We start from the raw sequence: 19,244 nt of genomic DNA, 5'->3' as shown, positions 1-19,244 counted from the left end.
TAAATTTTTTACTGTAACGAAGAAGATGGGCGAAAGACTGGTTATTAAAGGTACCCTGAAGAACAGGGAGGCGCTGATTATGACTGGATCGTACGAAGTGTTTATCCTCGTAAAAGTAAAAGACGGCAGCGAGTTTGTCTGTGCCCTGAACAGGCAGAAAGACGGACCGTTTGCAACCTTTGACGAACATCGGGAAAAGTACAGCAATGAGCAGTGCCGCTGGCTTGAAAAAGCGGTTGTCTGGAATTGACCCGTGTGGTGCAGAGTCGGTTTTCCGGCTCTGCATTGTTTGACCCCATGTGCCTGCTCTTCTCTCTTCTGCAGCCTTTTGGCGTACATCTCTTGCCCGGGGCTGTTCTTACCGGGTTCTTCATGGCTTTGCTCTGCATCTTTTTTCCTTGTGTCTTCACCGGGATTTCTTTCCCGGTTTGATTTTCTCTCGGCATGCCTTGTCTCTACATCATCGCTGGAATCACTGTTGTACCAATTTTTCACCAATGATGATGTAATGCCACCGTTATCACCATTGCGATCAATTTTACATCCTGTTTATCCTTTCGTAATCGCCAAAAAAGATTTCCACGCAATCGTGTTCTCTGGTCAGTAAAAAATGTGAATGGTATAAAACGGAGCGTACAGATAAAAGAAGGCAGGGCAGAATTGTCTGGAGGGAGAGGATGCATAATGTGGTGAGTGAACAAAAAGAGGACGGATAATTTTTCATTATCCGTCCCGGTCCCAGCTCATCCAAGGGCTTTAAATGCCTTTTTACTGGCTCCGCATATAGGGCATTTCCAGTCATCGGGCAGATCCTCAAATGTAACCCCTTTGGGGATTTTCCCTTTGCGATCCCCTTTGTCGGGATTGTAGATGTAGCCGCAGTTGCTTGTCTGGCATTGATACATATCTTTTGGTTCTGCCATTGTCGTTTCCTTTGTGATAAGGTTCCGTGTTTTGGCGATATCGCCCCTGTTTTCAGCCTACTGTATCGGCTGTAAAACGACAAGTACGGTCTGTGGTGCTTTACCACCTGAATGTATCCTTTCAATCTTCTGCTCTTTTTTCCTCCTTTTTTCAAGATATCCTGTTAGCTCAAATTCTTTGTGCAGAGCGTGCCTCTGGTGTTGTTTTCAAAGATGGTTCTCTGTTTTCCTTTCTGAAAATAAGAGCTGGAGTCTTCCTTATTGGTATTGCCTTTTTTCGTAAGAAGTGAGATAGAATTTTCCAATTGGAAAGCAGGTTCGCCAGGTATTACATTGATTTCTCGATAACGTGAACCCAGGGTACCCATAATTTAAATTTCAGGATCAGGAGAAAACATGGCTGAGCAGATTCGTCTCACCGCCTGTACAATCGGCGGAGGTTGAGCGTCCAAAATAACTCCAGGGGACCTGGAGAAAGCATTGCACGGACTTGATTTCCCAACGGATGAGAACGTGCTGGTTGGTAAGGGAACGGCGGATGATGCAGGGATCTATCGCGTGTCGGACGAGCTCGCCCTGATTCAGACGGTGGATTTTTTTACGCCCATTGTTGATGATCCTTACGATTTTGGCAGAGTGGCTGCGGCCAATGCACTGTCGGACGTTTATGCGATGGGGGGTGTACCGAAAACGGCAATGAATATCGTCGCCTGGCCCGTTGAAACCATGGGCCTGGAGCCGCTGAAGGCGATGCTTGCCGGTGGGGCGGAGAAGGTACGTGAGGCCGGGGCGGTACTTCTTGGCGGGCACAGTGTGGAGGATGAAGAGCCGAAGTACGGTCTCTCGGTAACGGGCTATGTCCATCCACAAAAGATATGGAAAAACCAGGGACTGCGTGAAGGAGACAGGCTGATTCTTACCAAGGGGATTGGTACCGGAATTCTCAACACCGCCATCAAGGGTGGACTGGCCAGCGAGGCGGAGGTGAAGATGGTGACGGAAACCATGGCGACTCTCAACGCTGCTGCGGCTGAGGTAGTACGTGCCTTTGACGTCTCTGCCTGTACCGATGTCACCGGCTTTGGTCTGCTTGGCCATCTTGGAGAGATGGTGGAAGGAACATGTCGGGTAGAGCTGGACACCGCTGCTGTGCCGATACTCGCTGGCACATATAATTATGCTGCCATGGGGCTGGTTCCCGTGGGAGCACACCGTAACCGTGAATTTCGCCAGTGGATGGTGAAGGGGCTGGAGGGTTTTGACCCAATACTGCGTGACATTCTCTTTGACCCGCAGACCTCGGGAGGTCTGCTCTTTGGCTGCCGTGTGGGAGATGCAGCCGAAGTTGTGGCGCGGCTGCATGACGCCGGGCTGGAGGATTCTGCCGTGATCGGTACTGTATGCAGTAATAACGCGGGAATAACGTTATGTTGAGATCCCGCTGCAGCGGTTTCGATGAGTAATACTATTCCTCTTAAGTTGTGACCTTACTCAATGCCATTTTCACTTTCTATTGGCGAATGTAAAGGCAGGGGGACGGGAAAAGGGAGAAAGGAGACGGGAGACGGGAAAAAGCAAAAGACGGAACAGCGAAAAACTTTTTGCCAAAGGAAAGCTCTAAACGTGCGAATAAAGGCAAAATTGATGTTGTTCTATCTTTACTCTTTGCGTTCTCTGGTTAATACAAAATGTAAATGGTATAAACAATTAAATTTTGGAGTGAATTATGGCATCTGTTGATGCACGCGGGCTGACATGTCCCGCGCCGGTATTAAAGGCGAGAGAAGTTGTTGAAAAAGAGGCACCCGGCTCTCTTGAGGTTATAGTGGATAATGCGGCTGCCGTGGAAAATGTTTCCCGCTTCCTTGGCAGTCGGGGCTATGCAGTGAGTGATACCGCCGAAGGCGATCTCTTCCGGGTTCTGGGAACACTGGAAGGGGAGGAGCCTCTGTCGGCCGTGAAACCTGCAGCCGCAAAGGTAATAGAGGGAGAAGCGAAGGTGCTGGTTTTGATCATGAGTGACAGGATGGGCACCGGCGACGATGAACTGGGCCGTAAACTGATGGTGAGCTATGTCAAGACGCTCAATGAGATGGGGCCGAGTCTCTGGCAGCTCATCTTTGTCAATGGCGGGGTCCGACTGACCTGTAAAGATTCTCCGGTGCTTGAAGAGATTAAAGAGTATGAAAAGGCGGGTACCATTATACTCTCCTGCGGGACCTGCATGGAATTTCTCGGCCTGACAGCAGATAAGGGCGTCGGCGGATTGACCAACATGCTCGATATCGTTCTCGCGACGGAAAATGCCGATAAGGTGGTTACTTTCAGTTGAGGGTACCGGGAGGCAGGAAACGGGAAAAAGCAAAAGGCGGTAAGGCATTTTTTACCGCGAAGAACGCTAAGAAACGCGAAGGAAGGCAAAAACATTTAAGGGCACCTTGAATAAAGATTTTTAAAATTTAAAACGGAAAGGATGGAAAAGGGGAGGCAGGAGGCAGGAGAAAGGGAAAAGCAAAAAACGGAAAGCGAAAGACCGGATGGCCAGCGAAACAATACACGCCATATTATACCATTTACATTTTGTATTGACCAAAGAGCGAGACTGCGTGGACATCTTTTTTTGTGATTACGAATGGATAAACAGGGTCTCCCGTCTCCTGTCTCCCTTTTCCCGTCTGTTTTCAAAGTACGCTGTTTTTCAGGCCCTGCATCAGCAGAGGCAGACTCTTTACCGCTGATCCGGAGAAGCAGTAGTCGGCGTTCTGCAACACAGGTTCAAGATTAAACTCATAAAGCAGTCCGCCATTCTCTCTTACCTGTGTCGGCAGTGCCGCAGCAGGATAGACATTGGCGGAGGTACCGATTACCAGCAGCAGGTCGCAGGATACTATCAGCGTCTGAATTGCCTCCATCTGCCGAACTCCCTCACCAAAAAGAACGATGTCCGGTTTCAGCGGCGATCCGCAGAGTTCGCAGACGGGAAACGGTCTGGTTTCAAGCAGTTTTTCACTGACCGGCATTTTGTTGCCACATTCAAGGCACTGCAGACGGCCAAAATTCCCGTGTATCTCCAGAATCATAGAGCTTCCGGCAAGCTGATGCAGGCGGTCTATATTTTGCGTTATAACCGCTTTAAGCAGTCCTGCTTTTTCCATTTCAGCGAGGGCGAGGTGTGCCTTGTTCGGCTTCTTGTCGAGAAGCATTCTGCCCCTGTCACGATAGATGTCCCACACCTTTTTGGGATCTTCAAGGAAGGCGTCCAGTGTGGCATACATTTCCGGATTGTATTTCGTCCACAACCCTTTCTCACTGCGAAAATCGGGAATACCGCTTGGCACGGAGATCCCCGCGCCGGTGAAGGCGAGCGGAAAACGGGCAGCGCGGAACTGTTTTACTGCTTCTTCAAGGTTGGTTCCCGGGCCGGTGATCTCAATCATTTTTTTCCCCTCCGTTGTGTGTTGTTATATGTTCTACCACCTGTCTGTAATATCCCTCCTGCTCCGTGATCTTCGAACGGAACCCGCGTCGGGCATCGACCTTCATCATCAGAATTTGCAGCTTCTTCATCTGTCTGAGGCGTTCGTGTTCGTCTTCGCTCTGTTCGATGAGGTCTTCAAGTCGTTCGACCTCCCGACGTTCCGTTACCTCTGGTGGCAGGTAGCCAGAGTTCTTAAGAATTTTATACGCCATCTTCAACTCAGCGGGGACGAAACTGTCATCTTCAAGTTCCAGTGGCTTTCCCTTGAGTCGTTCCGGGGTAAGAGTCCCTTTGCGCAGGGCTTCATTGATTTTTTGTTCGGCAAGAAATGCGAGGCAGTCCATGTTTTTTTTCCACTAAAAGAGTATTATTATGTCTTTCGATTGTATCCACAAACTACAAAAATCTATAGAAAAAAGGAGTAGGAATGTCATTACAGGAAGATTTAAAAGTTGATCTGAAAAATGCCATGAAGGCCAGAGAGACTGAAAAAGTCAGTGCTGTTCGTATCCTCATCGGGGAATTTGCCCGTCAGCGCGAGAAGGAATTGAGCGATGAGCAGGTCATTGCCATCGTGAAAAAACTGATCAAATCGGAGAAGGAGCTGCTTGAGGCGAAAGGAGAGAAGGACGCCTCTTCCCCCTACATCACCATTATGGAAAGTTATCTGCCGCAGCAGGCCAGTGAACAAGATATCAAGGCGTGGATTGACGCTCATGTCAACCTGGCGGATTTCGGGAACAAGATGCAGGCGATGAAGCCGATTATGCAGCATTTTGGGGCCCGGGTGGATGGGAACACAGTGAAAAAAGTACTGGGAAGTCTTTAGGGTACCGGTTGTTCTGCAGATGCACTTAAGGGTGTAATTTAAAAAAGGAGACACATCAATGATGAGAATTGTTCTGTATCTCGGCACCAACCTCGCGATTCTTGTGCTGGTCGGTATTGTCATGAGCCTGTTCGGACTTGACCAGGGAACGACTTCGGGACTGCTGGTGATGTCCGCAATCTTCGGCATTGGCGGTTCTTTCATCTCACTGGCACTGTCCAAGTGGATGGCAAAGCGCTCAGTGGGTGCGCAGGTTATTGAGGCGCCCTCAAACCAGACGGAAAGGTGGCTGGTCGATACTGTCAACCGGCTGGCACAGAAAGCGGGGATTGGCATGCCTGAGGTGGCTGTCTATGACTCTCCGGACATGAATGCCTTTGCCACCGGAATGAATAAAAATTCGGCGCTGGTAGCAGTTTCGACCGGTCTGCTGCGGGGCATGAACAAGGATGAGATTGAGGCTGTTCTCGGTCACGAGATCACCCACGTTGCCTGTGGTGACATGGTAACCCTGTCGCTGATTCAGGGCGTGCTCAACACCTTCGTAATATTCTTTTCCCGTATTATCGCCAATATTATCAGCAATGCTCTGAGTGATGACGAGGGAGAAGGACTGGGCTTTTTCGGTTATATGGCTGTTGCTACGATACTGCAGCTGGTTTTTGGCCTTTTCGCCACGATTATTGTCATGTGGTTTTCCCGCCGGCGTGAGTTTGAGGCAGACCGCGGGGCTGCCTTCCTCACCGGACCGGGAAAGATGGTGGCGGCCCTGCGTCGTTTGGAGTCAAGCCATGAACCGAGTCACCTGCCGGATCAGATGGCAGCTTTCGGTATTCGCCCGAAGACAGGCGGTTTCTCCAATCTTTTCCTGAGCCATCCGCCGCTGGAAGATCGGATTGCCGCGCTGGAAAAGCAGCAGTAAAAGTTAGAACTGTAGGATATGACAGGATGTTCAGGCCCGTTGGAAACAGCGGGCCTTTTTTGCATTGCGCCCCCTGATTTGTCTCGTTTTCTCCTTGTATCCCGGGAAATCTTTTACTGCTGCCGGAAAAGCGGACTAAAAAAAAATCGAAAAATGACAGGAAGGTGAACGGAAATCTGTGGAAATAATAATTATTATTATTGACGCCTGTAAATTACAGCGGGTATCTTTACATGAGTTTTTACCACGAATGAAGAGGGGTTGGCGGGGGCGCAGGTGAATATGATTTCCGGGTACCTTCCGAATAAGAGGAAAAAGAAAAATGTCTCAATTGCCATTCCTTTTTCGATTGCCGCTGCGGATATTTTGTTTCTACAGAGATGGTTTCAGACGCATGAAGGTTGGTAAAACCCTGTGGCTGATCATCGGGTTGAAACTTTTCATTATGTTTGCGGTCTTGAGGCTCTTTTTTTTCCCAGATTTTCTCGGGACAAATTTTTCTACAGACCAGCAGAGGGCCGACTACGTTGCCGAACAGATAACGGGTACGGCGCAAGAGTAATATTTTTTGAAGTACAACTACGGAGGATCTGATGGAATTTGATCTGGCCACGGTGAACTGGGCGCAAGCGCAGTTTGCCCTGACGGCATTGTATCACTGGTTGTTTGTCCCGATTACCCTGGGGCTTTCTTTCCTGTGTGCGTTTTTCGAATCAATCTATGTAAAAACAGGCAGCGAAGAGTGGAAGCGGCTTACCCGCTTCTGGATGACTCTTTTCGGTATTAACTTCGCCATCGGCGTTGCCACCGGGATTATCCTGGAATTTGAGTTTGGTACCAACTGGTCCACCTACTCATGGATGATGGGCGATATCTTTGGCGCACCGCTGGCCATCGAAGGGATTGCTGCATTTTTTCTTGAGGCAACCTTTTTTGCAGTGATGTTTTTCGGCTGGAATCGAGTGTCGAAAGGTTTTCACCTCTTTGCCACCTGGATGGTTGCCATTGGCTCCAGTCTTTCCGCACTGTGGATCCTTGTGGCCAACGGCTGGATGCAGAATCCGGTGGGCATGCATTTCAATCCGGAGACCGTCCGTTTTGAGATGGAGAATTTCTTTTCGGTGATTTTCAATCCCGTGGCCATCTCCAAGTTTACCCATACCACGACCTCCAGTTTTGTCGTGGGCTCCTGCTTTGTCATTACGATCTCCTGCTGGTATCTGCTGCGCAAGAAACATATCAGGATGGCGAAGCGTTCCATTGCGGTTGCAGCCACCTTCGGTTTTATTGCTGCCATTGCCACTGCAGTCACCGGTGACGAGTCCGGCTATGATGTTGCCATTCATCAGCCGATGAAACTCGCTGCCGTTGAAGGTCTGTATGATGGGCATGAAGGGCAGTCCATTGTTGCCTTTGGTATTCTCAATCCGGAGAAGAAGCCGGGTGTAGAGGGGCCGGAGTTTAATTATGAGATCTCCATCCCCAAAGGTCTCTCTTTTTTAGCCACCAGAACCTTTAATGGCTTTGTCCCCGGTATTAATGATCTCGTGTACGGGAATCCTGAACATAACGTGATGGGTGCTGTCGAGAAAATGGAAAAAGGCAAACGTGCCGTGGCTGCCCTGAAGGATCTGAAGGCGGCGGCAAAAGCTGGTGATGATACAGCCAAAGCTGAAGCCCTGACGCGTTTTGACGCCAACTCTGACTACATGGGCTGGGGATATTTGAAAGATCCTGTCGATGCGGTTCCGTCGGTGTCCACCGCCTTCTACTCTTTCCACTACATGGTATATGTTGGATCCTTTATTATTTTCGTGATGTATCTCTTTCTGTTTTTCAGCAGGCGGGGCAGCATGGATCGTCAGGTATGGCTGCAGCTGCTCGGGCTTCTCTGCTTCCCGCTCATGTCTCTCGCCTCTGAGTTTGGCTGGGTTGTTGCCGAGGTGGGGCGTCAGCCATGGGTTATGCAGGGGAGGCTGCTTACCGATGTGGCGGCCACAAAAATAGGCGCAGGCCATGTTCAGGTGACTTTCTTTGTCTTTCTTGTGCTCTTCACTGCTCTCGCTATTGCCGAAGTCGGCATTATGATCAAACAAATCAACCTGGGACCGGAGGCCGAATAAAATGATTGGAAGTCTGGATACTTCAGTGTTGCAGGTAATCTGGTGGGTTATCTGCTCTATAGTCGGGGCACTTTTCCTGTTCATGAATTTTGTACAGGGCGGTCAGACGCTGCTCTGGAAGATCGCCAAAACGGATCAGGAAAAATCCCTTGTCATCAACTCTCTCGGACGAAAATGGGAGCTTACCTTTACCACCCTCGTGCTCTTCGGCGGCGCACTCTTTGCTGCCTTTCCGAAGTTCTACGCTACCTCTTTCGGTGGAGCGTACTGGGTCTGGATGCTGATTCTTTTCACCTTCATTCTGCAGGCGGTCAGCTACGAGTTTCGTAAGAAACCATATAACGTCTTTGGTTCCCGATTTTATGAATTACTGTTGTTTATCAATGGTTCCGTCGGTATTTTACTCATTGGGGTGGCTCTCGGTACATTTTTCACCGGTTCCAACTTCAGCCTTAATGAATACAACCAGGTCATCTGGGGCAGCCCGCTGCGCGGTCTTGATGCGGCGCTTTCTCTTCGCGCCGGTACTGTCTTCAATATCTGCTTTGGTGTTTTCCTTGTCTTCAATGCGCGGACTCTCGGAGCAATGTATCTGATCAATAATATCGATTTCACCCGGAATCGGGAACTTGAAGAGCGAACTCGCAAACAGTGCCTTGTCAGCTTCCTGATCTCTCTGCCCTTTCTGCTCTATATCCTTGGTGGTCTGCTGATAATGGATGGTTATGGTGTTGATGCAGACGGTGTTGTGAGCATGGTTGCGTATAAATATCTCAGTAATATTCTTGCCATGCCCAAGGTTCTCGGCATGCTGGTGTTCGGTTTGCTGCTGTGCATTATAGGTGTTACCCGTACAGGTTTCGGTATCGGGCGCACCGGTATCTGGTTTGGTGGTCTCGGCACCTTCCTTGTGGCTCTTGCCCTGCTGTTTACTGCGGGTCTTAACGACACCGCTTTCTACCCGTCGTTTAGTGATCTGCAGTCGAGTTTGACGATTCATAATGCGTCGTCAACGCACTACACTCTCACCGTAATGGGTTATGTGGCGCTGCTCATCCCGGTCGTACTGGCCTATATTATTGTGGTCTGGAGAAAAATGGACTCCATTAAAATTAGCGTTGACGAGATTGAAAACGAACATGTCTACTAAAGGAGATGAGCTATGATGAATGCATTCATGCTGATTGTATGGCTGCTGGTAATTGTTCTGTCCAACACCCTGTGCAGAAAGGTTCTTGCCAGTGGGAACCTGCTTGATGATGAGTAATACTATTCCTATTAAGTTGTGACCTTACTTAATGCCATTTTCACTTTCTACTGGTGGATTTAAAGGCAGGAGGACGGGAAACAGGAAACAGGAGAAAGGAGACGGGAGACAGGAAAAAGCAAAAGACGGTAAGACAAAGACTGGATGGCCAGCGAAATACACGAAAGCTTCTCTATATAAAATGTCCTTTTTCGTATGTTTAGAGTATTTTTCGTTGGCAAAAAATCTTTTCACTGTACTGTCTTTCACAAGAGCACCTTAAAACAGTTTCATCCGACAACGAACATTATCAGGTTTTGTTGCCCTGTTTTTTCCTGTCTCCTGCCTCCCTTCTCCCTTTTTGTCTTTGTCTTTTTTCGCCTGTTTATCCATTCGTCATCGCCACAAAAGATGTTCACGCAGTCGTGTTCTCTGGTCAACACAAAATGTAAATGGTATCAGGTCTTTGGACTGTCCAGCGCCTCTCTTACCTTGAGTGCCAGATATTTTTTAGAAAACGGTTTTGGTATGAAAAAAGAACCTGCTTCTAAAACGCCTCGGTTGGTTATGATATTAGCAGCGTAACCGGACATAAAAAGAATTTTCATATCAGGGTAAAGGCTTTGCAGTTGTTTGGATAACTCAAGTCCGTTCATTTCTGGCATTACCACATCCGTCAACAGAAGGTTAATCTCGCCATCGTATTCTTGTGCAAGGCTGACAGCATTGTTGGAAGCGGTTGTAGCTAATACCGTATAGCCCAGATCTTCCATCATTTTTTTGCTGAGGTCCAGAAGAGGCTCATTGTCCTCAACCAGCAATATCGTCTCGCCGTGGCTTAAGGGGATTTCTAAAGCTGCTTCAGCTTCACGATGTATTTCGACAGTCTGACCTGTATGCCGTGACAAGTAGACCTTTATCGTTGTTCCTTTGTCAGGTTCACTGTATATGTTGATGAACCCGTTGTTCTGTTTAACAATACCATAAACGGTAGCCAGTCCCAGCCCGGTACCCTTGCCCATGCTTTTGGTCGTGAAAAACGGTTCAAAAATCTTGTTCTGTATTTCCGGCTCTATTCCACTGCCGTCATCGCTTACAGCGAGCATTATATATTCACCGGGAACAAAATTTGTGTGATTTGCGCAATATTCCTCATCAAAGGTGACATTTTTTGTTTCGATGGTCACCTTGCCCACGTCGGCGACAGCGTCTCGGGCGTTAAGGCAAAGGTTTGCCAGAATTTGATCGATTTGAGAGGGGTCAATTTTGATTGGCCACACTTTTGCTTCAGGCAGCCAGTCAAGATTTATATCTTCGCCGATCAACCGCCGGAGCATTTTGAGCATATTTTCAATTATTTCATTAGGGTCAATCACTTTTGGAGCAATGGGCTGCTGCCTGGCAAAAGCGAGCAGCTGACGGGTAATGTTTGTTGAACGCTTTGCGGCCATGAGAATCTCTGTAATGTCACCATGCAGGCTGTTCTTCCCGTCCACCTTTTCCAAAGCCATTTCCCCATAACCAATGATGATGCTGAGCATATTGTTGAAGTCGTGTGCTACACCACCGGCCAGACGACCCACTGATTCCATCTTCTGTGCCTGTATAAGCTGGGCCTGGAGGTTCAGACGCTCGGTAATATCCATAAAATTCCCGATGACCCGAAGCAGCTGGTTTTCCTCCGAAAAGATCGGAACCGCGTTGGCGTTGATCCAGGTGGGTTCCGTGTAACCGGGCTTCATAATGCCAATGATTTGATCAGAGATACTCTTACCGGTTGCTGTCACGCGGGCCATCGGAAGTTCTTCCGAGGGGAGAACAGACCCGTCGACCCGAACGAAATTACAAAGCGGATTGGTTATGGCCTTGCCGGCAATCTGCTCTACGCCGGGCCCGAGAATACGGCAGGCTGCTGGATTACTCAGCACAATGCTGGAATCGATGGCGCTTACCAGAACGCCCAGCTGCAGGTCTTCAAAGGTGGAGCGGAAGAGTTGTTCGCTCTCGGTCAACGCCTCCTCTGTCTTTTTGCGGTCAGCTATCATCTTGTTGGCGGATTCGGCCATTTGATCAAATTCCATACAATAAATAGCTTCCCTATCGATCTTTTTATTCGAGAAAGCCGCTTGATTAAAAAAGGAGACAAACATATTAAGATCTCTTTTTAATCGATTTGTCAATACGTTGAATAAAATGAAAAACAGCGAAAATGCTATGGCAACGATTATAACAAGGATGAGAATCTTTGTTTTTGTATGCGCGTTTAATGCCGCCCGTAAAGCTGTTATGTTTTGTTCTATATCGTCTGTATAAAAACCTGAAGCAATAAATAATTCCCAACCAGGTACTGCCTTTGCGTAAGTAATTTTCGGCTGCTCTTCTCCTGTGTCGGGTTTTCGCCACCAAAAGGTGGTATAGTCTCCGTCTTTCTTTTTAGAGGCGGCGATAGTCATCTGTGATGTTTTATTCCCTCTGCTGTCTTCCCACTCCCACAAATCTGTGCCAATAAGATCAGGCTGTGCGCCATGCGCAAGGGATTTTCCATGCCAGCTGCCAGCGAACAGGTACCCGACCTTGTTTTTGCCATAACGTATATGGTTAATTCGTTCCATCCAGTCCGCTTTTATCGGCTCTTCTATATCTTCCACAGACAAACCGATTCCGATAAAGAAGTCATAAGGTTCAAATTTTTTGATGAAAAAGATTTTTTTAAAGGTACTCCCGGTTGAGTGCGGTTTTGCCCCGTTGTATTCATAAAAACCTTCGCCGGATTGCACTGCTGTTTCAATCGTATCTTTAATGACATCTCGGACGTATTTATCTTGTATCTTCAGCAGGTTTACGCCTTTATTTTCCGGTTTATCGGCAAAGAGAAAACTATCCAGGCTGTTGGCAAAATAATAACCGTTTCCGTGTTCAAATCGGAGGGGTCTTAATGCCTCTATGATAATTTGCTGAATTTCAGCATCGCTTTGAGTCGTTTTGTTTCTCTGATAAATATTTTGAGCAATAGTATGCGCCTGATAAACCCTCAATTTTATTTTATCCCTTGCCAGGGACTCACTTTGTTTTCTTTCATCGTTAATCATATCAATAATACGTTCAACTTCACGCTTGCTCGTCTGCTTTTGCTGCTCAATATAATCCGTCCGCATGTTATCTATACGGATGTTGAAATCGTGATAGATGGTAACAAGGTCAATACCAACAATAGCAATGGAAAGTGCTGTCAAAGAAATGATTCCCCATAATTGAATGAGCTTGTAAAAACTTCTTTTTTTTCTCATCATTCTTCCTCTGTTTTTCTTCTTCAGTACCAGCTCCAAATTATGCTTTACCGCGCTTTCTGCATCAAGACCGACTCTTGACATTGGGGATATTTTTTTTGGCGATTACGAATGAGTAATAATTCGTGTTTATCCGTGTCTATTCGTGATTCCTTTTGCAGTTTGTAACCACGAATATACACGAATTTTCACGAACAGGGACAACGCATTAAACGAAAACGTTTGTATCCGAAGTTAAGCCGTACAGTGCACCAGGGTTATTAATCAATTTTGGGAGTCATCCGAAAGGGGCCCCACAGCCGCCAGTTTTCAGTACCAAGACGCTGCGCTTCAAGACGTTTTTTCTCTTGATTCATTGTTATGCTGTTCCTTACAAACCGTTTTGGAAAGCAGGTACAAACTCTTCTTTTAAAATGAAAGGTACACTTTATTTTTTCCGTAAAATCTGCTGTCCATGAAAAGCAGCCCCCCAAAGACCGCTGTCCTGATTTTCAAGAAGAAACACTGGAATTTCTGCCAGCAGCCTGCCCATGGTCGGGGAATCCAAAAACTCGGCTCGAAAATTTTCATGGGTGAGAAGTTCGGGATTTTTAGCGGCGACACCTCCCGCAATGTACACGCCACCGCGGGTCATTGCTTCAAGAGCAAAGTTGCGACAGATACGACCATAGAATTTCGCTGCCCAGGCCAGGGTCTCTGATTCTGCTGTAAATCCCGCACTCACCTCTTTTGGCTCAAGCTCCTCGCCGGTTAAAAACCAGTGTATGTAGCGTAACCCCCTGCCAGAAACCACAAGGTTCCCGGTAATGTGCTGCAGGCCACTTTTTTCTCTGTAAAATTCCTGAAAAGAGAACTCTCTCTGGGAAATGAAAGGAAAGGTTGCATGTCCACCCTCGGAGGGCACGGCCAGAAAATCAACGCGTGTTATCGGAATTAAAAAAGCCTTGCCAAGTGCCGTACCGGCACCCAGGACACCGACTGTCTGTCTGGCATCTATCCGACCGTCAAGAATTCTGCGTGCCGCTTTACCCACTGGAGATCGACAAGCATAGGCCTGGGCAACAAAATCGTTGATCAAAATGGACTGGCGAAAGGCGTTCGTACCTAAATCTGCATCTAAATCTATAGCCCATGGAATATAGGGCGGGGCACAGTATCTCTCATGTTCTACCGGCCCGGCTGCACCAATAACTGCAATATCCGCCTGGTCGGGTTTTAAGGTAAAATTGCTGTTTTGGAGTTGATCAAGGAGTTGCGAAAACGATTCTGCCCCGGCAGTGGGCAGCCATTCTGTGTTTACCAGAGTGAGGGTGTTGTGCTGGTTTATTTCAAAATGGGCAAACCGACTGTTTGTACCGCCAATATCTGCTGCAAGAATTTTTTTCGTCATTATTGCACTCCTGTTTGTACGCTTACATACGAAAAGGGCATTTTATATAGAGACATTTCAGTGTGTTTCACGTTTTTCGCTGGCTACCCGGTCTTTGCCTTCCTTCGCGTTCTTCGCGGTGAAAAAAAATGTTTTACCCATTCAAACCAATCACATTTTTTACTGACCAGAAAACGCGACTGCGTGGACATCTTTTTTGGCGATTACGAATGGATAAACAGGATGTAAAATTGATCTCATTGTAGAAACGTCCGTTGTGCTGGAGATGCCTCAATTGCTCGTCTCTACAAAGACCTTTTGCTTTTTCCTGCCTCCCGTCTCCCGTCTCCCGTCTCCTGTCTCCCGTTTCCCGTCCCTGTCTTTGAATCCGCCAATACAAAATGTAAATGGTATCAAACCTTTTTCCTTACTCTTTTATTCCAGTCTTTTCCCTGACAGGAAAAAAATAAAGGCTGTTCCCCAGGCGATGGCCAGGCTCATTGTTATAAATACCAGTGAAAAGCGCCAGCCGAAATAGGTGATTAATACCGGAAAAAGCACAGGCTTTACCGCTCTGCAGGATAAAAAATTGGCCAGATATACATCGGCCATGCCTTTTTCTTTCAATGCCTTAAGAAAGGGGAACCAGGCAAAAACAGGTCCCATGGAAACAATACCGGCAATGGATGAAAAGAGTATTCCTGAGAGTCCCCCTTTTTTGCCCATCAAGCGGGTTATAGAGGCGGTAGAGATATACATGTTCAATAAAAACATCATAAAAAGGGAAATCAAAAGGGGAATGGCCATCTGCAGGGTAATGGTTTTTATGATTCTGAGAACCGGAACAATTTTCTCAGGTACCATTATCCACACAACAATACAGGCGGCAGCAGCACAGGCCGGGAATATCCAGGATTTCAACTGTTTTGGAAAATGCATTACCATACTCCTGCAAAAAAAACTGTCAGCAGTGATGCCGCAATGGTGATGATAAAAGCAGCGCCGTTACGTACCATGGCAAACCGGAAACCCATGGCCTGGGCCTCTGCAGGCATCTGAACCAGCCCGATGCTCACCCATGAAAACATCAGGGCACAAACACCGGCCCATCCTGCGCCCAGTTCCAGCAATGACTGGCCTATGACATAAGAGTTCACCGGGTTGCCGGCAAAAATGCTCCCGGTGAATGTTCCGATAATGGTGTCCATCAATGAATTTTTAGAGAAAATCTTCAATATCAGATCTTTGGATAAAAAGGCCTGAAGAAGTCCCATGATCATGATAACCCCCAGCAATACTGGAAGCATGGAGGAGAACTGCTTCATGGTTTTTTTAAAGGCACCACGGGCAACTCCTTTTTGCGGTGTGGAAACCCTGGACTTCTTTAATTCTGCATATTGATTCACCTTATCTTCTACATGGCCGCTGACGCCGGTGATTACCTTAATGCCGCTTTTCTCAAGGGGTTGGGCAATATGGGGAGCGATATAGCCGATCATCAGCACCTCGGCATCCATTTCAAGCAGAAGGGTGAGGCCCTGGACGCCGGCACCTGATCTGGCGGACATCTGTGGAGCTGGCACTGCCTCAAAACTCATATCGTCAGTGTCAACCACAAGGAGCCAGGTGGCATTGCTCATTTTCTCTGTGATCAGAGCATCGAGAGTGTTGCTGTCAGCCGGGAAACCAATTTTCATACTTCTGCCTTTCTTCTTTTTGTTATGGGGACCTGGAAAAAATTCATATTTCGTTCTGGTGCATAAATGAGTTCAAATTTTTCTCTTCAGGAGACAAAAACAAAGCCCCTTGGTACGATGACGATTCCCTGTTCAGAAACTGTAAATCGATTTCGGTCTTTATCCAGATCATACCCAATCTGCTCCCCAGGGGGAATGTTTACATTCTGATCAATAATACAGTTTCTTAATTTTGCTCCGGCGCCAACACGAACATCACCAAATAAAATTGATTTTTCTATGATAGCGCTGTCATCAATAAAAACATCGTGGGACAATATGGAATGGCGAACATTTCCGCCGGAAATTACAACACCACCGGCCAATATTGAATTAACGCAGATGCTTTCATCGCCAGAGCTCCCAATAATAGTTCTCGCAGGCGGTGCCTGTGGCTGATAGGTCCGAATAGGCCAGTTTCGCTGATAAAGATTTAACGGAGGAACAGGATTCAGCAGATCCATATTTGCCTGATAGTAGGCATCCAGTGTGCCCACATCGCGCCAGTAGTAATCTGGAGTTACCCTGCCGCGTGCTCCTCCAAACTTGTAGGCCTGGACGTTGTGCTGTTGCACCATCAGTGGCAAAATATCTTTGCCAAAATCGTGATTGGAAGCGTCATTTTGCTGATCTTGTGCCAATGTCTGGCTCAACAGCTTTGTTGAAAACACATATAAGCCCATGGAGACAAGTGCTTTTTCGGGGTTTTCAGGATGAGGTGTCGGTTGATCTGGCTTTTCCTCAAACGCAATTATTTTAAGATCCTCATTGATAACAACCACCCCAAATGACTTTGCCTGCTCCACAGGAACTTCCATACAGGCTATAGTGACATCTGCCCCTTGTTCTTGATGTGAGCTGAGCATTGCTGCATAGTCCATCCGATAGATATGATCTCCGGCAAGAATTAAGGTGTATTCGGCATTGCTGCGCTCCAGTAGATTCAGATTCTGAAAAATAGCATCGGCTGTCCCTTGATACCACTGTTCTCCACTGTTCATCTGGGCAGGAACAGGCGTTATATATTCCCCCAGTTCTGGATTGTAAATAGACCATCCATCTCGAAGATGCTTATTCAGGGAGTGGGATTTATACTGTGTCAAAACTAAGATTCGACGCAATCCTGAGTGCAGACAATTGGTCAGAGTAAAATCAATAATCCGGTACTTTCCGCCAAAAGGAACTGATGGCTTGGAGCGGCTTGCGGTCAAAGGATATAACCGGGAACCTGCTCCTCCAGCTAAAATAAAAGTTAATGTTTGATCTTGCATGGTGACCTCTTTACCAATTGATTATAAAATTACTGTCAATCTCGCTTTCCTGAAAGACCGCCTTGCCGGCTGCACCAATGGCAGTCAGCAGGCACCACATCCTGGCCGTGTCTTGTAGTACCATTTACATTTTGTAACCACGAATGGACACGAATTTTCACGAACAGGGACAACGCATTAAACGAAAACGTTTGTATCCGAAGTTAAGCCATACAGTGCACCAGGAGTATTATACCATTTACATTTTGTATTAACCAGAGAACGAGTAAAGATAGAACAACAGCAATTCTCTGTTTAATTTTAAAATCTTTTTTAATTTTTTTTGCCTTTATTCGCATGATTAGAGCTTTTATTCGTTGGCAAAAAGTTTTTCGCTGTTCCGTCTTTTTCTTTTCCCTGTCTCCTACCTTTTAAATTCGCCAATAGAAAGTAAAAATGGCATTTAGTGAGGTCACAACTTAATCGGAATGGTATAACAGCTTTTCAACGTGTTTTTTTACTGATGCGGATTTGCAAAAAGATCCCAGAATTGATCAGGACCTGGAGAGGGCAGTTTTGTCGTAACTCCATTGCGGGTGAGCATGCTTGATGAAAGACTTTTGTCAAAATGGCCAAGTTTGAAGCATGCTGAGCCTGAATCTTCCAGTGCTTTTGTCACAGATGCAACGTGTTCCGGGGCTACTGATGCAAGCAGCGTTCCCTCACTTATAGATTGCCATGGATCAAAGCCTAAGAGTGAAGCACATTGGGCAATGTCTTCAGGGACAGTTATCTTGTCAAAATCGGCAAAAAGAGGTGTCCGTGCAGATGAGGATATTTCCCACAACCCGCAAAGCACTCCGCCTTCGGTTGCATCATGCATTGAATGAACACCACCTGCTTTAAATGCGACAGATGCATCTGATACAACGGTAATTTCGTCTGTTCTCCGTAAAACTCTCTCAAGCAAATCTGCTTTCATTGAGCGGGCCAGGTAGTCTTTGTTCAATACGGCGAGCAGGGCAGCCGCTTCAATTGCCGGGCCTTTTGTCATTAAAAGGATATCACCATCTTGTGCTCCCCCGGGAGAAATCCATTTATCTTTTTGAGCATAGCCCCAGACTGTAATGCCACCAACGGTGGGTATCGTGACAGCACCATACCATCCGGTGTGTCCTCCGACGATTGTAATCCCGAGTTTCGTTGCTGTTTCAGATATTGAGCTGATAATTGTTCTGGTGTCTTTTTCTGGAAATTTTGGAGGCAGCAACAGAGAGTAGGTCATAAACTCGGGTTTTACACCGGTTACAGCAACATCACTGGCTCCAATATGAACAGTAAACTGGCCAAACATTTCCAGTGAAAGTCCTGCAGCAGGGAAAATTGGATCTTCGGCAACAGCCATAATTCGACCATCATCAAGACTGATAATGCCAGCATCCAGCCCTTGTCCAGGACCTATGATAACTTTTGAACTGGGAGCTCCAAAGCAGCCGGCAACAAGTCTTTCCATCCTGTCAGGACTCATTTTCCCAATACTGGGGGCATTATCTTCAGCAGGTACGTTCTCCTTACTCATGCTTCAGCTCCCGTCCAAGGACGCTCTCTACATCAGTAACTTTTCCGATAAGACGATGTGTTGCACCTTTTCGATCATCGAGAGTAATGTTTGTGAGTACTCGTGGCACCAACGCTAAAACACGTTTATGGCATTGCATAATAACGCTCATGACTTCATCAGGATCACCTTCGAGTGTTGTTTGCATTGCTCCAAGTTTATAATCAAGTCCTGATTCTTCGACTACCGAAAGAGCTTCGGCAACGAGTTCCTTTAATTCTTCTCCCGCACCAAAGGGGAGAACCGCAAAGCTGGCCAGCATAGAAACCTCCTGTAATAAGTATGCATTAAAAGTGCATTATTGGGAGGGGAGCACTATAAATTATATTTGCAAGAAAAGTGCGCGATGAACGTTTCCCTTCGGCAGCATTATCTGCATCAGGTTCATCGGGTATAATCTCAGATCATTTCGGAATTGAAATGACCACCCCATCCGTTACATTTGTAGTTAATAATACCGCGC

At 47.0% G+C, this 19,244-nt stretch carries 18 protein-coding genes and 1 riboswitch; of the genes, 8 read left to right on the top strand and 10 right to left on the bottom strand.

Annotated features, from left to right (window positions below):
• Positions 1-25 precede the first annotated feature (25 nt).
• Positions 26-250, top strand: a complete 225-nt coding sequence (locus tag JWG39_RS01520; RefSeq protein WP_205217569.1) for a hypothetical protein — start codon at positions 26-28, stop codon at positions 248-250.
• A 493-nt stretch (positions 251-743) separates the two neighbouring features.
• Here JWG39_RS01520 and JWG39_RS01515 read toward each other — a convergent pair whose 3' ends face one another.
• Positions 744-923 carry a rubredoxin gene (locus tag JWG39_RS01515; RefSeq protein ID WP_205217568.1) on the bottom strand — a complete coding sequence of 60 codons (180 nt, stop codon included), beginning with the start codon at positions 921-923 and terminating at the stop codon, positions 744-746.
• A gap of 396 nt (positions 924-1,319) precedes the next feature.
• On the opposite strand from JWG39_RS01515, the gene selD reads away from it, so the two are divergent.
• Complete coding sequence (gene selD, locus JWG39_RS01510; RefSeq protein ID WP_205217567.1) at positions 1,320-2,357, top strand: selenide, water dikinase SelD; 1,038 nt, start codon at positions 1,320-1,322, stop codon at positions 2,355-2,357.
• A 292-nt stretch (positions 2,358-2,649) separates the two neighbouring features.
• Positions 2,650-3,255, top strand: a complete 606-nt coding sequence (gene yedF, locus JWG39_RS01505) for a sulfurtransferase-like selenium metabolism protein YedF (protein WP_205217566.1) — start codon at positions 2,650-2,652, stop codon at positions 3,253-3,255.
• A gap of 349 nt (positions 3,256-3,604) precedes the next feature.
• On the opposite strand, the gene JWG39_RS01500 is transcribed toward yedF, so the two are convergent.
• Positions 3,605-4,360, bottom strand: coding sequence for an SIR2 family NAD-dependent protein deacylase (locus JWG39_RS01500; protein WP_205217565.1), 756 nt, complete (start codon positions 4,358-4,360; stop codon positions 3,605-3,607).
• Positions 4,353-4,745 (bottom strand): DnaJ family domain-containing protein, encoded by a 393-nt coding sequence (locus tag JWG39_RS01495; protein WP_205217564.1) that lies wholly within the window; start codon positions 4,743-4,745, stop codon positions 4,353-4,355. Before JWG39_RS01495 ends, JWG39_RS01500 begins: the two co-directional genes overlap by 8 nt.
• A gap of 83 nt (positions 4,746-4,828) precedes the next feature.
• On the opposite strand from JWG39_RS01495, the gene JWG39_RS01490 reads away from it, so the two are divergent.
• The 5 genes from JWG39_RS01490 (at position 4,829) to cydB (ending at position 9,425) form a co-directional block, all read left to right on the top strand.
• On the top strand, positions 4,829-5,230 hold the full coding sequence (locus JWG39_RS01490; RefSeq protein WP_205217563.1) for a GatB/YqeY domain-containing protein: 402 nt from the start codon (positions 4,829-4,831) through the stop codon (positions 5,228-5,230).
• Between the two features lie 58 nt (positions 5,231-5,288).
• Positions 5,289-6,152, top strand: coding sequence for a protease HtpX (gene htpX / locus JWG39_RS01485; RefSeq protein ID WP_205217562.1), 864 nt, complete (start codon positions 5,289-5,291; stop codon positions 6,150-6,152).
• Positions 6,153-6,474: 322 nt separating this feature from the next.
• Positions 6,475-6,714 carry a DUF4492 domain-containing protein gene (locus JWG39_RS01480; protein ID WP_205217561.1) on the top strand — a complete coding sequence of 80 codons (240 nt, stop codon included), beginning with the start codon at positions 6,475-6,477 and terminating at the stop codon, positions 6,712-6,714.
• Between the two features lie 31 nt (positions 6,715-6,745).
• Positions 6,746-8,275, top strand: a complete 1,530-nt coding sequence (locus tag JWG39_RS01475; protein WP_240191922.1) for a cytochrome ubiquinol oxidase subunit I — start codon at positions 6,746-6,748, stop codon at positions 8,273-8,275.
• Between the two features lies 1 nt (position 8,276).
• The gene (gene cydB, locus JWG39_RS01470) at positions 8,277-9,425 is read left to right on the top strand and encodes a cytochrome d ubiquinol oxidase subunit II (RefSeq protein WP_205217560.1); all 1,149 of its coding nucleotides are present in this window, start codon (positions 8,277-8,279) and stop codon (positions 9,423-9,425) included.
• A gap of 554 nt (positions 9,426-9,979) precedes the next feature.
• Here the strand turns inward: cydB and JWG39_RS01465 are convergent.
• The 7 genes from JWG39_RS01465 to JWG39_RS01435 form a co-directional block, all read right to left on the bottom strand.
• Positions 9,980-12,811, bottom strand: coding sequence for a cache domain-containing protein (locus JWG39_RS01465; protein WP_205217559.1), 2,832 nt, complete (start codon positions 12,809-12,811; stop codon positions 9,980-9,982).
• Positions 12,812-13,235: 424 nt separating this feature from the next.
• A complete protein-coding gene (locus tag JWG39_RS01460; protein WP_205217558.1) occupies positions 13,236-14,198 on the bottom strand; it encodes a glucokinase in 963 nt (320 codons plus the stop codon).
• A 414-nt stretch (positions 14,199-14,612) separates the two neighbouring features.
• A complete protein-coding gene (locus JWG39_RS01455; RefSeq protein WP_205217557.1) occupies positions 14,613-15,116 on the bottom strand; it encodes a hypothetical protein in 504 nt (167 codons plus the stop codon).
• A complete protein-coding gene (locus JWG39_RS01450; RefSeq protein WP_205217556.1) occupies positions 15,116-15,874 on the bottom strand; it encodes a NifB/NifX family molybdenum-iron cluster-binding protein in 759 nt (252 codons plus the stop codon). Before JWG39_RS01450 ends, JWG39_RS01455 begins: the two co-directional genes overlap by 1 nt.
• Before the next feature lie 86 nt (positions 15,875-15,960).
• Positions 15,961-17,184 (bottom strand): glucose-1-phosphate adenylyltransferase, encoded by a 1,224-nt coding sequence (glgC, locus tag JWG39_RS01445; protein WP_205217555.1) that lies wholly within the window; start codon positions 17,182-17,184, stop codon positions 15,961-15,963.
• 496 nt (positions 17,185-17,680) lie between these two features.
• Complete coding sequence (locus JWG39_RS01440; RefSeq protein ID WP_205217554.1) at positions 17,681-18,742, bottom strand: AIR synthase family protein; 1,062 nt, start codon at positions 18,740-18,742, stop codon at positions 17,681-17,683.
• Positions 18,735-19,043 carry an MTH1187 family thiamine-binding protein gene (locus JWG39_RS01435; protein WP_205217553.1) on the bottom strand — a complete coding sequence of 103 codons (309 nt, stop codon included), beginning with the start codon at positions 19,041-19,043 and terminating at the stop codon, positions 18,735-18,737. Before JWG39_RS01435 ends, JWG39_RS01440 begins: the two co-directional genes overlap by 8 nt.
• A gap of 76 nt (positions 19,044-19,119) precedes the next feature.
• A riboswitch (TPP riboswitch) is annotated at positions 19,120-19,223 on the bottom strand.
• Between the last annotated feature and the right edge of the window lie 21 nt (positions 19,224-19,244).

It is taken from the genome of Desulforhopalus vacuolatus (assembly GCF_016918505.1).
Lineage (GTDB): Bacteria > Desulfobacterota > Desulfobulbia > Desulfobulbales > Desulfocapsaceae > Desulforhopalus > Desulforhopalus vacuolatus.
The sequence above is the reverse complement of the archived record's forward strand: the minus strand, read 5'-3'. Positions and strand labels throughout refer to the sequence as shown.